Source organism: Sorangium sp. So ce448 (assembly GCF_051520915.1).
Taxonomy (GTDB): domain Bacteria; phylum Myxococcota_A; class Polyangia; order Polyangiales; family Polyangiaceae; genus Sorangium; species Sorangium cellulosum_B.
Genome location: NZ_CP150343.1, coordinates 8,256,742 through 8,271,121, shown reverse-complemented (window position 1 = coordinate 8,271,121; position 14,380 = coordinate 8,256,742). Strand labels below are relative to the sequence as shown.

10 protein-coding genes are annotated in these 14,380 nt (G+C 72.1%); 4 read left to right on the top strand and 6 right to left on the bottom strand.

The annotated features are described in order from the left end of the window. Positions 1 to 65: 65 nt before the first annotated feature. From WMF45_RS31080 to WMF45_RS31065, 4 genes are all read right to left on the bottom strand, one after another. Positions 66 to 1,496, bottom strand: a complete 1,431-nt coding sequence (locus WMF45_RS31080) for a B12-binding domain-containing radical SAM protein (protein WP_437708673.1) — start codon at positions 1,494 to 1,496, stop codon at positions 66 to 68. A 252-nt stretch (positions 1,497 to 1,748) separates the two neighbouring features. Next, positions 1,749 to 3,773, bottom strand: a complete 2,025-nt coding sequence (locus WMF45_RS31075; RefSeq protein ID WP_437708672.1) for a CocE/NonD family hydrolase — start codon at positions 3,771 to 3,773, stop codon at positions 1,749 to 1,751. Positions 3,774 to 3,897: 124 nt separating this feature from the next. Further along, entirely contained in the window at positions 3,898 to 5,220 is a 1,323-nt protein-coding gene (locus WMF45_RS31070; RefSeq protein ID WP_437708671.1) for a restriction endonuclease subunit S, read from the bottom strand. Continuing rightward, positions 5,217 to 6,680, bottom strand: a complete 1,464-nt coding sequence (locus WMF45_RS31065; protein WP_437708670.1) for an N-6 DNA methylase — start codon at positions 6,678 to 6,680, stop codon at positions 5,217 to 5,219. The genes WMF45_RS31070 and WMF45_RS31065 overlap by 4 nt, the downstream gene beginning before the upstream one ends. A 143-nt stretch (positions 6,681 to 6,823) precedes the next feature. Between WMF45_RS31065 and WMF45_RS31060 the strand changes: the two genes are divergently transcribed. The 3 genes from WMF45_RS31060 to WMF45_RS31050 are packed head-to-tail and all read left to right on the top strand — an operon-like array spanning position 6,824 to position 8,844. Further along, positions 6,824 to 7,528 carry a hypothetical protein gene (locus tag WMF45_RS31060; RefSeq protein WP_437708669.1) on the top strand — a complete coding sequence of 235 codons (705 nt, stop codon included), beginning with the start codon at positions 6,824 to 6,826 and terminating at the stop codon, positions 7,526 to 7,528. After that, positions 7,525 to 8,415, top strand: a complete 891-nt coding sequence (locus WMF45_RS31055; protein ID WP_437708668.1) for a DUF4159 domain-containing protein — start codon at positions 7,525 to 7,527, stop codon at positions 8,413 to 8,415. The genes WMF45_RS31060 and WMF45_RS31055 overlap by 4 nt, the downstream gene beginning before the upstream one ends. A gap of 6 nt (positions 8,416 to 8,421) precedes the next feature. Further along, positions 8,422 to 8,844 (top strand): hypothetical protein, encoded by a 423-nt coding sequence (locus WMF45_RS31050; RefSeq protein WP_437708667.1) that lies wholly within the window; start codon positions 8,422 to 8,424, stop codon positions 8,842 to 8,844. 34 nt (positions 8,845 to 8,878) lie between these two features. Here the strand turns inward: WMF45_RS31050 and WMF45_RS31045 are convergent, their stop codons facing one another. Continuing rightward, positions 8,879 to 10,192, bottom strand: a complete 1,314-nt coding sequence (locus WMF45_RS31045; protein ID WP_437708666.1) for a PAS domain-containing protein — start codon at positions 10,190 to 10,192, stop codon at positions 8,879 to 8,881. A gap of 247 nt (positions 10,193 to 10,439) precedes the next feature. Between WMF45_RS31045 and WMF45_RS31040 the strand changes: the two genes are divergently transcribed. Next, entirely contained in the window at positions 10,440 to 12,815 is a 2,376-nt protein-coding gene (locus tag WMF45_RS31040; RefSeq protein WP_437708665.1) for a glutamine amidotransferase, read from the top strand. Positions 12,816 to 12,848: 33 nt separating this feature from the next. Here the strand turns inward: WMF45_RS31040 and WMF45_RS31035 are convergent, their stop codons facing one another. Beyond that, positions 12,849 to 13,934, bottom strand: coding sequence for an SMP-30/gluconolactonase/LRE family protein (locus WMF45_RS31035; protein ID WP_437708664.1), 1,086 nt, complete (start codon positions 13,932 to 13,934; stop codon positions 12,849 to 12,851). Between the last annotated feature and the right edge of the window lie 446 nt (positions 13,935 to 14,380).

Below are 14,380 nucleotides of genomic sequence, written 5' to 3'. Positions count from 1 at the left end.
TGCCCCTGCCTCGCGATGGAGTGGCTCGACGGCGAGACGCTTGGTGCGCGTTCGCCCGCGCGCCGCTACGCCGTGCGTTCCACCGAGCCGTCGGCCGCGCTCGCGGACCGCTTCAGGCCGAGGCGCGAGAGCCGGGCCGGGGCGTCCCCGGGCGCGGGGTGCCGGATCGTCCCTTCCGGCTCGAGCGGAGGCGCGGCCGGCTCGTTGCCGGTGATCTGCTTGAGGCCGTAAAAGCCGTTCATCGCCGCCGAGAGCATCATGGCGCCGCGGCTCAGCGACCGCGCGCCGCGCGCGAGGCGCTCGAGCACCGCCGCGGGGCCGAAGGCGCGATTCCACATCTGGCGGTGGGCGGCGAGGAGCTGCTCGGGGGACATGCGCGCCGGCCGGAAGGCGACGCCGTAGCCGCTGTAATGGGGCCAGTCACGCTCCTCCAGGATGCGCCCGTCTCGCCGGTGCTCGTCGTACAGCGGCGTGCCCCGGAACGGCGTGAGGATGCTCAGGAACGGGACGTCGACGCCGATCTCGTTCAGCCGATCGGCCGTGGAGGCGATGACCTCCGGCGTCTGATCGTCGAAGCCCGAGATGAAGCCCGCCATCACGCAGATCCCGCGATCGTGCAGCTTGCGGATGGCCTCGCGGTACTCGCGCGCGCGGTTCTGGCGCTTGTCGACGCTCTTGAGATCGGCCTCGTCGAGGCTCTCGATGCCGAGGAAGATGCCGATACAGCCGGACCGCTCCATCGCGTCGAGGAGCTCCCGGTCCTTGACGATATCGATGGATGCCTGCGTGAGCCACCAGCGATCGAGCCCGGCGAGCTCGCGCAGGAGCTCCTTGGCCCAGCGGCGCTGGACGAGCAGGTTGTCGTCCCAGAACCACGCGATCTTCTCCTGCCAGAAGCGGGGGAAATGCGTGGTGGCGATGTCGCGGATCACCTCGTCGACGGGGCGCACGCGGAAGCCGGGGTTGAGGTCGGGCACCGTGCAGAAGCTGCACGTGAACGGGCAGCCGCGCGTCGCCTGGAGCACGCGGGGGACCAGGAAGCGCTCTTCGAGCAGATCGTAGCGAGGGGTCGGCAGCCCGGAGAGCGACGCCGGTTCGCCGTGATAGACGCGGCGCTGCGTGCCTCGCGCGAGATCGCGCAGGACCGAGGGCCAGACCGCCTCGGCCTCCCCGGTGACCACCACGTCCACGTGCTGGAGCGCCTCCTCGATCCAGTACGAGACATGCGGACCGCCGGCGACGACGCGCACGCCGAGGGCGCGGTAGCGATCGGCGAGCGCGTAGGCGCGGCGCGCGAAGCCGGAGAAGAACGAGAGCGCGACGACGTCCGGCGAGGCGTCGATGGGGACGGGGCGCACCTGCTCGTGGAAGAGCTCGACCTCGTGCTCCGGCGGGGTGATCGCCGCGAGGTGGATCCCGGTGACCGGCGGGACGAAATGGAAGCGGTGGCCCCGGCGATAGCGGGGGACGTAACTCACGACGATCCTCACCTTCATCAGCGCCTCCTCGGGATCATGGGTCTCATCGGATCGGACCCGCGATGACGGCGCGGATCCGAGGGCGGAAGGCGATCCGATGAGAGACGCCGAGAATAACGGAAGGCGGCCGGCGTCGATTCCAGAAGGGAGAGGAGCTACCGTGGAGGGACGGTGGTGGATGCGTGCGGGGGTGGAGGAAGCGAGAGCCTCATGGGGCCCGCTGCCGGCCGCGCCGCCGCCGCCGCTTCCGCATTTGCTCCCGGTTGAGCCTCAGATCAGATCCCGCTTGATCTTCTCCCGCCATTCACGGCTTGCGAAGCGGATGTCGTCCTCGAAGGCGTCGAGCTCGCCGCTGATATAGAAATGGTCGCGGTCGGCGTGGAGCCTGGTCGTCACCTCGATGCGGATGTCCCACCCCGGGCGCGACTGCACATACGTCTGCCGGCAGGTGAAGGAAGCGCGGAGCGGATCGTCCGGCGCGATGCGGAGCTCGCGGCGGAGTTGGTGCAGCACCTCGGTGCCGATCTCGTCGAGGCGCTGGCGCCCTTCTCCGAAGACGCCCACTGTATCCGTCACGGTCGTGACCGCACCCGAGGTGACGTCGAAGGTCACCGAGCGCGTGACGCTGCCCCCGTTCACCCGGGTGATCGGCGTCGCTCGCGCCGCTTCCGGCTGCAGGAACGGTTCGCCGCCGTCGGTCGCTTGCGGCCTTCGGTGCGGCAGCATGAGGCGGCTGGTGCCGGTGACGACGCCGAGCGTCGCCCGCTCGGGAGCCGGCCAGATCAGCGGCCAGTAGGCGCTGGAGAGCGATATCCGCAGGCGATGGCCGGCTGCAAAGCGATGCGCGCAGGCATTCAATACCAGTTTCAGCTTGTAGCGCTTGCCGGGCTCGAGCGGGGTCGGCTCCGCGTGGCTGTCGCGGTGGGTGAGGTTGATGACCTGGAAGCTGACCCGCAGCGCCTCGCCATCGGGCGCCACGTCGCACAGCCTGGCACAGAGCTGCGCCACCGGCTTATCGCTGGTGAACTCCAGCTCCAGCTCCGGGGCGCCGACGACCTGCATCGCCTCCTCGAGCGGCGCGGTGTCGAAGGTGAGCGAGCCGAGATCGTCGATCCGCTGGTCGCCCGGCAGCTCCCCGACGCAGCCGGCCGCCATCCACTCCCCGCCCTGAAGGCCGACATGCTGGGGCGAGCGCAGCGCCAAGATCTCCTCGGCGCCGCTCACCGGGGCGAGGCCGTCCCTGTCGAGATAGAGAATACAGGGTTGGATGTCCGGCGACGGCCAGCTCTGCTCGGCCACCCAGCGTCCCGGATGGTGACTTCGTGTCGTCTCCGGCGCCGTGTAGTCCTGCAGCCAGGCGCGCAGCATCGGCTCCTCGTCGACGCCGTTCTCGACGCCGTTCAGCCAGCGATCCCACCAGGCGATGGCATCCTGCAGAAAGCCGATCGCCGGGCCCGGCGTTCCGTCGTGCGGGTAGACGTGGGCCCAGGGCCCGATGATGCCCTTCCGCGGCACCTTGAGGTGCTCCAGCATCCTCGGCACCGTGTTGGTATAGGCATCGACCCAGCCGCCGATCAGGCAGACCGGCACCTGGACAGCGCTCCAATCCTCGCAGATCGACCCGTGCCGCCAGTAATCGTCGCGCCGCGGATGGGCCATCGCAAGCGCCGGCCAGAACGGCATCCGCTCCAGCCTTTCCCGCCAGTTGTCGCGCCAGCTCTCGCCGAAGAGCTCCGGGTCGGCGGGGCGGGACTGATAAACCAGCATGATGGTGCCCCACCACAGGTTGTCGTTGAGCAGGCACCCGCCCATGTAATGGATGTCGTCGACGTAGCGGTCGTCGGTCGAGCAAACCGAGAGCACCGCCTTCAAGGCCGGCGGCCTGAGCGCCGCCACCTGCAGGCAGTTGAACCCGCCCCAGGACTTGCCCATCATGCCGACATGGCCGTTGCACCAGGGTTGTGCCGCCATCCAGGCGATCACCTCGAGGGCATCGTCCTGCTCCTGCTTCAGGTACTCGTCCCGCAGCAGCCCGTCGCTCTCGCCGGATCCGCGCATGTCGACCCGCAGCACGGCATAACCGTGGCCGGCGAAATATCCATGCATCGGCTCGTCACGGGCGCGGGTTCCGTCCCGCTTGCGATAGGGGATGTACTCCAGGATGGCCGGCGCCGGCTTTCTTTGCGCTTCTTCTGGCAGCCATAGGCGCGCCGCGAGACGGCAGCCATCCCTCAAGGTGATCCAGAGATGCTCGGTCATCTCGACCTTCAGGGGCGTTTCGACCGCGGTCGCCATGTGTCACTCACTGGTTCGCGACCCTCCTCTTGGCAAGGAGGTTCATCCGCCAGTCGGGATCCAACTCCGGACCGACAACAACAGGAGTTCAGGATAGGCGGGATACGGGGGCGCAGCTAGCCGCTCACCCCATCCCCCGGACGCGGCGCAGCAGCGCCTCCGCCGGCTCGTAGCCGCGCCCCTCCGCGCGGGCCAGCGCCGCCTCGGTGGGGACGAGCTCTCCGGCGAACGCCCTGGCGAGGATCGTGTGTGGGAGCCTGTCGGCCCGGGCCGCGGCGCGGGCCACGCGCTCCTCGACCTCGCTGGCGAGCGCGAAGAGCGCCTGTGCGCGGCGGACGATCTCCGCCTGCTCCTCCGCCGGCGGCACCGGCACGGGGATGCCGTTGAGCGCCGCCTGCGTGAGCTTCGGCTGGGCCGAGCCGGTCACGTGGTGCTGCAGATCGAGCGAGTTCAGGAGCAGCTCGAGGTACCCGAGGACCACGCCGGCCTTCGGCTGGACCACATGCGCATGGTTGTTCACCCAGAACCTCCCGCTCGCGGCGAACGCCACCCGGGTATTCCTCGACAGGAGGTTCGCGCCGTCCTCGGCGATCAGCAGGTAGTCGCCGTCGAACAGGTAGCCATCGATCGAGTCGATGACCCCCGACGCGCCGTAATACGGATACGGCCCCCGGCGCCTCGCTCGAACCGCGGAGCTCACGGGGACGCGTCGGCCATCGTGGTTGTCCACCAGGGCGCCGAACGGGCAGCGGACCCAGGACGGCGGCAGGGGACGCTCCGGACCCTCGCTGCTCGCCGCGGGCGCGGCCGGCGCCGACGTCGAGCAGCGCGGCGGGGGCTCCGCCGGTCCCGCGGCCGGCGCGGCGGCGCCCGGCGCGCGCAGGTCCTCGGTGAGCCTCCCCGAGCACGCCGCCGCCAGCACGGCCTGCCGGAGCCGCCGGAGGAGCAGCGACGACCTCGCCAGCCGGGCCTTCGCCGCGTCCACCTCGCCGAGCAGGGCCTCGGCCTTCGCGACGATGCGGCGCTGCTCGGGGAGGGGAGGCAGCGCGAAGGGCCGCTCGAGCGTCTCGCGCACCTTCACGAACGGCTGCGCGGAGCCGCCCTTCACCCAGAATCCCTCGTCGTTGAGGTGGAGGAACAGGTAACCGACGTCGATGGCCCGCTCATCCGGCCAGACCACATGGGTGTTCGCGATCGCCGACCACCGCCCGCGGGCCTTGAACGCCTTCCCGCACCGCGTGCCCACGGCGGAGACCACGATCGCCTCGCCCTCGTGCTCCCAGCCGTCGCACCACACGTCGGGGCCGGCCGCGCTGAACCCCTGGTAGCGCCCTGGCCGCTGCTCGGCGTGGAGCTTCCCCTTGATGAGCTTCGAGCTCCCGCTCCGGTGCGAGCAGATCGACGCGAGCGTCGTCTCGGCCCACCCCTCGGGCAGCGGCCCGCTCACCCCTCCGCCGCCTTCGCCCCGCCCTCGAGCAGCGCGAGCACGCGGTTCAGCGCGGCGACCGCCTCCGTCAGCTCCTGGAGGGCGTCGGTCGCCAGCTCCTCCGGCTCGGGCATCTCGCCGGCCTCGTCGAGCGACTCTTCCTTGAGCCACCTCAGCCCGTCGAGCTTGAACTCTCGCTCCTTCACCTCGCGGAGCTCGAAGCCGCGGAATCGCCCCTCGCCGGAGCTCGCCGCCTCGCGCGCGCCGCGCCCGTCGGGGTCGTCGCCGTAGCACCGCTCGAACTCCGCGAAGTGCGCCGGGGAGAGCGGCCGGCCCTTCTTGGTGATCGACGGGACGCCCGTCCGGGCGTCGTAGATCCAGACCCTCTCCGTCGCGCGGCCCTTCGTGAAGAAGACGACGTTGGCCTTCACCCCGGCGCTGTACGGCGTGAAGGTCCCGTGCGGCAGGCGGAGCACCGTGTGCAGGTCGCAGCCCCTGGCGAGGATCTCGAGCACCGCGCCTGCCTGGTCGGCGAACAGGCAATGGTCCGGCAGGACCATCGCCGCCCGGCCGCCCGGCCTCAGGATCGTCAGCACGTGCTGGATGAAGTTGAGCTGCTTGTTCGCTGTCGCGATCGCGAAATCCTCGCGGCGCGGCGTCTCGTAGGCCCCCTTCGTGCCGAACGGCGGGTTCGTCAGGATCACGTCGAACCGCTCGTCCGGCGGCGGGGCGTCGAGCGAGTCGCCGAGGGTGATCCTCGGCTCGATCCCGTGGAGGTACAGGTTCATCAGGGCGAGCCGGCGGGGGCGCGCGACGAGCTCCTGGCCGAAGAACGCCCCGGCCTTGATCCGGCGCGCCGCCTCCCGGTCGAGCGCTCCCCGCGCCTCGGCCTCGATCCACTCCCAGGCGGCGACGAGGAAGCCGCCGGTGCCGCACGCCGGGTCGCACAGGGCGAAGCCCGGCTTCCCCTGCGGATCGGGCCTGATGCACCGCACGATCGACTGGATCAGGGCGCGGGGCGTGAAGTACTGCCCCGCGCCCTTCTTCCCCTCGGCGGCGGCCTTCTCCAGGAGGCCCTCGTACGCCGCGGCCTGGATGTCCACGCCGAGGCGCGTCCACGCGATCTCGTCGATGAGGTCGACGAGCTTCCCGAGGCTCGCGGGGCTCTTGAAGCGCGGCTGCGAGCCCGCGTAGATCTCCCCGAGGACGCCGGCGGCCCCGTCGAGGGATCGGAGGACATCGGCGTAGCGGTCGAGCAGCGCCTGCCCGCTGCGCGCGCGCAGCGCGGGCCAGGAGCAGTCGGTCGCGTCGACCTCGCCGCGGGGCGTCCTGTGCTCGACGCGCGAGAGATCGATGCCTCGCTCGGCGGCCATCTTCAGGAAGAGCAGGTAGGTGATCTGCTCGATGTAGTCCCCGTGATCGATGCCGTCGTGGCGGAGCGTGTGGCAGAACCCCCAGAGCTTTCCAACAACGTCGATCATGCGGCGGCGGCTTCGTTCGGGTCGTGGAGCGGGAAGGCGAGGCGCGGGAGGAGCCGGCTTACCACGGCCGGGCGCCTCACGGCGGCCGCCGCGCTCGTCCATGGCGCTGGGACGCGCCGCCGCCGATGTACTAGGCTCGTCCCGTGCCGCGCGCCCTCACCTCGCTGCTCGCGCTGTTCTTGCCGCGATCGCCCCGATCGTCGCTGCCGTCGCTGCCGCCGCGGCTGCCGCTGCCGCTCCTGTCGCTCTTGCCGCTGTCCGGCCTCGCCTGCGCGTCGTCCTCGCTCCCCGATCCCAAGGAGGCGGTGCAGGTCTACGCCGACGCGGCGGCGCGCGGCGACGCCGACGCCATCTACGGCATGCTGAGCGACAAGAGCCGCACCGCGATGTCGCGCGACGAGGTGCGGCGGCGCGTCGCCGAGGCGCGCGCCGAGCTCGCGGAGCAGGCGCGGAGCGTCACGGCGCCCGGGGTCGTGGTCAAGACCCGCGCCCGCGTCCGCTACCCGGACGGCGAGATCGCGACCCTCGAGCTCGACGAGCGCGAGCGCGCCTTCCGGATCTCGGCCGCCGACGCGCTTCCCGCGGGCGGCCGCACCCCCGAGCAGGCCCTCGAGCAGCTCCGCCGCGTCCTCGCGCGCCGCAGCTACGCCGGCCTGCTGCGCGTCCTCACGCCGGCCACGCGCGCCGCCATCGAGAGCGACCTCCGCTCGCTCGTCGAGGGGCTCGCTCAGCCCGAGGGGCTCGAGGTCCGGATTGCCGGCGACTCCGCGACGGTGCAGATCCCGGGTGGGCACGAGGTGAAGCTCCGGCGCGAGGCGGGCGTATGGCGGGTCGAGGACTTCGATTGAGACGATGGCTCGGCCGGCTCGGCGCTCGCCGGCCGCGCGGCCGGGGCGGTGAGGCGGCGCCGCCGCCCTCGCGCCCCACGGCCCCGGCGCGGCCGCGGCGCCTCGCGGTCTTGGCGCTGGTGCTCGTCTCCGCGCTGCTCCTCCTCGCGGTGCCGCGCCCGGTGCGCGCCTTCGGCGAGGAGGGGGCGTGGAACCCGCGGCCGCTGCTGACGGGCGACGCCCGATGGGAGGGGGTGCGCGCCACCGCCCCCGCGCGCTGGTCGTTCGAGCTGGAGCGGCGGACGAGCGCGCCGGCGCGCCGCAACCCGACCACGGTCCGCGCCGACGACCCGGCGCTGCTCGCCGAGCCGTTCGCGCTCTGGGGCGGCGAGGCCGACCTCCCGCCGCTCACCGAGCGCGAGGTCTTCGGCCTGCGCCGCTTCCTCGCGCTCGGCGGCGTGCTCCTCGTCGACGACTTCGCCCCGGGCAGCGGCGCGTTCGGCCGCGCCGCGCGGCGCGAGCTCGCCCGCGTCCTGCCGGAGGGCTCTCCCATCCCGATCGGCACGGAGAACGTCGTCTTCCGCTCCTTCTATCTCCTCCCGCGCGCCGTCGGCCGCGTCGAGGGCCCGCCGAAGCTCTCGGCGATCGTGCGCGGCGGCATGCCGCAGGTGATCTTCTCCGACCACGACCTCGCCGGCGCCCTGGCGCGCTCGGAGGGCGGAGGGCCGAGCGTCGAGGTCACGCCCGGGGGCGAGGCGCAGCGGGAGCGCGCGTTCCGCCTGGCCGTGAACATCGCGATGTACGTGCTCTGCTCGAACTACAAGGACGATCAGGTGCACGCGCCGTTCCTGATGCGCCGCCGCGCCGTCGACGACAATCGACCCCGCTCCGCGCCTGCGCGGCCGTGAGGCGCGATGACCTCGGGTCGCCTCGCCGTTGCGCCGAAGCTGGTCTGGCAGGACGACCACTTCACCGTGCTGTTCGACGCGTCCCTGCGCGTCGTCTGGACCGTCCGCAGCTCCAGGCCGTTCGTGTCGCCGGAGGAGATCGAGGCCGTGATGGGAGAGCTCATCCGCGTCCTCGACCGGCTGGGCCGCTCCCATCACGCCCTCTTCGTCGACGTCCGCGCCGTCCCCGGCAGGAACGATCCGTCGTTCGAGGCGACGATGAAGCGCCTCCGGCCGCACTGGCTGCGGGGCTTCCGGCGGGTCGGCGTGCTCGTGCAGAGCGTCGTCGGCGCGCTCCAGATCCAGCGCTTCGCGCGGGAGGACGGCATCGAGCGGCTGATCTCGAGCGATGAGGCCGCGCTCCTCCAGTACCTCACGCAGGAGGGCTGAGCGGCCAGGAGCTCCGGTGTCTGGCCGCGCGCCGCTACCGTCTGGCGTGGCGGAGGGCGTGCGCGATGCCGCTCTGCAGCGTGCTCAGCGTCGTGATCCCGGAGAGATCCACGCCGAGTGTGACGAGCGTCTGCGCCACCTCCGGGCGGACGCCGGTGAGCACCACGCGGGTGCCGAGCAGCTGGGCGGCGCGCGCGGTGCGCGTCAGCGCGTCCGCGACGTGCGTGTCGACGGCGCGCACGCCGGTGATGTCCAGGATCGCCGTGTGGGCGCCCTGGCTGCTGATGCCGGAGAGCAACGTCTCCATGATCTGCTCCGCGCGCCCGCTGTCGATCGTCCCGACGAGCGGCATCGCGACCACCCGGTCGGCGAGCGGGATGAGCGGCGTCGACAGCTCCCGGAGGGCGGTCTGCTGCGCGAAGATGATCTCCTCCTGCAGCGAGGCCCGCTCCGCCTCCGCGCGCTTCAGCGACGTGATCTCGGTCACGATGCCGCCCATGCCTATCGGCGTCCCGCGCTCGTCGTGGATCGGGAATTTGACCGTGAAGAAATGGTGTTGAGCGCCGTCTATCGGCACCACCTCCTCGAACTGCATGACCTGCCCGCCGGTCATCACCTCGCGCTCCTTACCCACGATCATCTCGGTGGCCGCGGGGTCCACGGCGGCCAGCTCGAACTCATCCCGGCCGATGACCTCGAGGACGTGCCTCTGCATCATTTGCGCATGCAGACGGTTGGCGAGGACGTAGCGCCCCGCGGTGTCCTTGACGAAGATGGAGCTGCGCGCGTTGTCCACCAGCTGCAGGAGCAGCTGGTACCGCCCCTGCACCGTCTTCTCCCTCCGCTGCCGGTCGCCGATGTCGTCGACGAGCGCCGCGATCTCGTGCGCGTCGCCTTGGCCGTCGCGCAGCACGGCGTAGGTCCACCGGCAGAGGAGCGCGTGACCTCCCTTCGTCGTGCACTCGCTCGTGGTCGCGGCGAAGCGGCTCTCCTCCCGGGCGAAGTTGAACGCCTGCGCCGCGCCGGCGGACACGGGGGCCACGCCCACGAGGTCGGTCAGCTGGCGGCCGATGGCCTCGCTCGCGCTCCAGCCGAAGAGGCGCTCGGCGCTGTCGTTCCAGTGCGTCACCGCGCCGTCCAGGCGCCAGTGGATCACCGCCGGCACCGCCGTGGGCAGCCCCTCGAGCGCGTCGAGGGCCTCCACGTCTGCCGTGCCTTCCGGCGCGGCTCCGTTCTGTGCATGACCGTTGGAGCGCTCCGCCTGCGCCTTCTCCAGCGCCTCGACCCGCGCGCGCAGCGCTGCGTTCTCTGCCCTGAGCCGCCCGGCCTCGTCCAGCTCTTCGCGCATCGTCACGAGGGTTCGAGCCTACGCGCGGCGTACCCGGCGTTTCAAGGTGGCTCACCGTTGTTCGAGGTCGCCCGAGAGGTCGCAGCAACGGCGCCGGGCTGGGACACTCCGCTCCGATGTACTAGGCTCCGCGCGTGCCACGCGCCCTCGACTCGCTGCCCGCGCTGTCGCTCTCCCACGCCGGCGCTGCGAGCGGGACCCCCTCTTCTCGCGCGCTTCCCGCGCTCCTCTCGCTCCCGGAGCGGCCGTGACCCGGAGCTTCGCGCCCTCGGGCGACCTCTCGTCGCCGGTCGTCGCCGTCGCCTGCGTCATCGCGGCCCTGAGCTTCGGCCTGCTCGTGCTCGAGCTCGTCCGCGCGCGCGGACGCGCCGCCGTGCCGAGCGCCGCGCCCGCGCGCGCGGCGCTCGGCACGGCGCTCACGGGCGCGCTCGCCGTGCTCGGCCTGCTCGCCGCCATCCTCCGCCCGGTCGCGGTCACGTCGCGCGGGAGCCTCGTCGGCCCCAAGGTCGTGGTGCTCGTCGACGGCTCCCGATCCATGGACCTGCCGGGCGTCGCGGGGACCCGCCGCGAGAGCGCCGAGCGCGCGCTCGCGGAGCTCGGGAAGCGCGCCGACGTCCGGCTCTCCCGCTACGTGTTCGGCGAAGGGGCGCCGCTGCCGGCCGACGGGCAGGCAGGCGAAGGCGGCGGCGCCGCGCCGGGCGCGAGCGCTGGCGCCGCGACGGCGCCCGACAGGGACGCGGGGGCGCCGGCCGCAGCGCCCGGTTCGGCCGCGGCGCCCGCGTCGCCCGCGCGAGGCCGGCCGCAGCGCCGCTCGGATCTCAGCGCCGCGCTCGAGGCGCTCGCCCGCGCCGCCGACGAGCGGCCGTCGGCGTTCGTCGTCGTCTCCGATGGCCGGCTCGACCGCCCGGGCCCCGACGACACCGCCGCGGCGACGCGGGCCGCGCTGGAGGGGCTCGACGTCCCGGTGCACACGGTCGCGGTGGCGACCGAGTCCGTGCGCGACGCCGGCGTCCGCGCGGTCCGGACCTCCGGCGCCGCGGTCGCCCACCAGCCGCTCTCGCTCCGCATCGACATCGGCTGCAGCGGCGGCCTCGCGTGCGACGCCGTCCCTGTCGTGGCCCGCGAGCTGCGCGAGCAGGGCGCGCCCACGACGCTCGCCACGGGCACGGCGCACGTCGAGGGCGGCGTCGGCACGGTCGAGCTCGGCGTGACGCTCGACCGCGCCGGCACCCGCATCCTGGAGGTGTCGATCAAGGCGCCGGACGGCGACGAGCTCCCCGAGAACGACGTCCGGTACATCACGCTCGACGTCGCGCGCGACCGCATCCGGGTGCTCCACGTGGCGGGCCGACCGACGTACGACGTGCGCGCGCTCCGGATGTGGCTCAAGGCCGACGCCTCGGTCGACGTCGTGGCCTTCTTCATCCTGCGCACCCCCGGCGACGAGGTGAACGCGTCGTCGGACGAGCTCGCGCTGATCCCGTTCCCGGTCGACGAGCTCTTCAGCGTCCACCTCTCGAGCTTCGATGCGGTCGTCCTGCAGGACTTCGACGCCGCGCCGTACGGCCTGACCAAGCACCTCCCGGCGCTGGCCCAGTATGTCGACAAGGGCGGCGGGCTCATCATGGTGGGCGGCCCGAACGCCTTCGTGTCGGGCAACTATGCGCGCACGCGGCTCGCCCGCGTCCTGCCGGTGGATCTCGACATCGGCCGCGCGCCCAAGGTGGATCTCGGCGCCTTCGTGCCGCGCATCACCGCCGCCGGCCGCGCGGCGCCGGTGCTCGCGCCGCTGCTCGCGCTGATCGGCGACGAGATGCCGGAGATGCCGGGGACCAACGTCGTCGGCGATCCGCTCCCCGGGGCGACGGTGCTCATGACGCACCCGACCCGCACGACGGCCTCGGGCGCGCCGATGCCGGTGCTCTCGCTGGGCGAGCACGAGAGCGGCCGGACGATCGCGCTGACGCTCGACGGCAGCCACCGCCTGCTCTTCAGCGCGTTCGCCTCGAGCTCCGCGGGCCGCGCGCACGGCGCGTTCTGGGACGCCCTGCTCGGCTGGCTCATGCGCGATCCGCGCTTCGAGCCTGCCGCGATCGAGCCGCGCGGCGGGTGCCTCGCGGGCGAGGAGACGGCGCTCGTGCTGCGCCCCCTCGCCGGGCAGCGCGGCGAGGCCAGGGTGACCATCGCGCGCCTCGGCAGCGGCGCGGTCGTGAAGACGTTGACCGCGCCGATCGGCGAGGGCGGCGAGCCGGTCGAGCTCGCCGCCGGTCGCCTCGAGCCCGGGGGGTATTCGGCCACGGTGGAGATCGTCCCGGAAGGCGCCGCCGGCGACGGAGGCGACCAGAAGCGGGCGACGACGCGGCGCGACTTCGCGTGCGAGCGCGGCGGCGACGAGTGGGCCGATCCCCGCCCCGACGTCGCCCGCCTGGAGGAGATCGCCCGCGCGACGGGCGGCGCGTCGGTGCTCCCGTCGGGCGCCGGCTCGCTGTCGCTGCCTGCCGCGACGCAGGTGGCGGCCGAGCGCCACGTCGCGCCGCTCCTGCCCCCCTGGGCCTGGACGCTGGCGGCGGCCGCGGCGCTCGGCGCGCACTGGATCGTGCGCCGGCGCGGGGGCCTCGCCTGAGGCGAGGGCGCCGGCCGGAGCCCTCGCCTCATCTCAAGGGAGCGACGGCTTCTCGAGCGGATCGGCCTTGTCGCCGACCCAGACCCTCAGCACCCCGAAGTGCGCGGCGTTCCTGGTGAAGCTCGCGTGATTCACGATGAGCAGCGTCTGCGCCGGGTCGTTGAACGCCACGTTGGCGGGGGCGTCGAGGGGAATGTCGTCCCCTGGTGCGCTCTCGATGCGCGATTCCTCGACCCCGTCCTCGTCGAGCACCGAGATCGCGTTGGCCGCCGCGAGCGTGACATAGAGCTTCCCCGACTTGCCGAACGCGAACCCGTCGGGCGCCTCGCCAGCATCGTAGTCGTGGACCAGCTCCAGATCGGCCTCTTCGGGGGCGTCGACGAGGGGGAGCCGGTAGATGGACCCCAGGCTCGGGTCCGACGGGGAGAACGACACCGAGAAATAGACGTGCTCCCGCTCCGGATCGAGCCGGATGCCGTTCACGCCGATCGGCAGGTCGCCGCTGCCGACGAGCGCGGCGCTCTGGAACCAGATCTCCGGCGCGCCGCCCCCGGGCGGGTAGCGGAAGATCGTCGCCTGCAGCGAGTCGGTCACATACGCGTAACCCTCCTCGTCGAAGGCGATATCGTTCGGTATCGGCGGCGTCGGGAAGGGCGTCGGCGAGCACGCCTCTCCCGGCGCGGCCATCACGCACGCCGGCAGATCCGGCAGCGGGTCGCCGTAGCTCTCCTGGACATATCCGTGTCCAGTCTTCGTGAAGCGCAGAAGGCCGAGCTGCGTGCTGAGCGCGTAGACGCGGCCGTCATCGTCGACGGCGATGCAGCTCAGCGCATGCTCGGCGGCGAGCGTTTCGCCCGCCACCACGATCGTGTTCTTCAGGATTTTGGTGTCCCTGTCGAATACGACGATCTTCGACGGGCCTTGACCTGCGGTGCCGAACGTCGCCGGGCCGGAGACGTAGACCCGATTCCCATGGACCGCGATGCCTTCGGGGAACCCCGGAGCCGCCGGAACCGTCGCGAACGTCTTGATCTCGCCGTAGCATCCCCCCTGCGCCAGCGCCGGACCCGGGATCAGCGGCGACACCGCGGAGAGGAGCGCCAGCGCGCCGCAAGCCAACCATTTTCCGTTGGAATGCGATGATTTTGACGTGACGGGATGCGGCATGTGCCCTCCAGGGGTCCATGGTTGCGGGACCGGAGTTGTCGAAATAGGCCGCGTCGAGAAGCCAAAGTGAAAATTGCCTGGCTTCGTCAGGCTGACGATGCGGCCAAGATAGCTGGAGTATATGCGGTTGACCTGATTGGCTGTCGAGTCGAAATTCTTCGGTTCATGAAATATCGGGGAGGCTGCTGAGCTGCGTTGCGTCGCCCGCGTCTCCCGCGTCGCCCGTGTCGCGCGCGTCATGTTTCACATGTGTGTCCGCGTGGTTGCGCGCTTGCGCCCTGACTGCACAGCGCGGTCACGTCAGTCCACGTCAGTCCACGTCAGTCCACGTCAATCCACGTCAGTCCACGTTAGTTACGTAGTGCACGTGGCGACGAATGTGTGCAACGGGCGGAGAT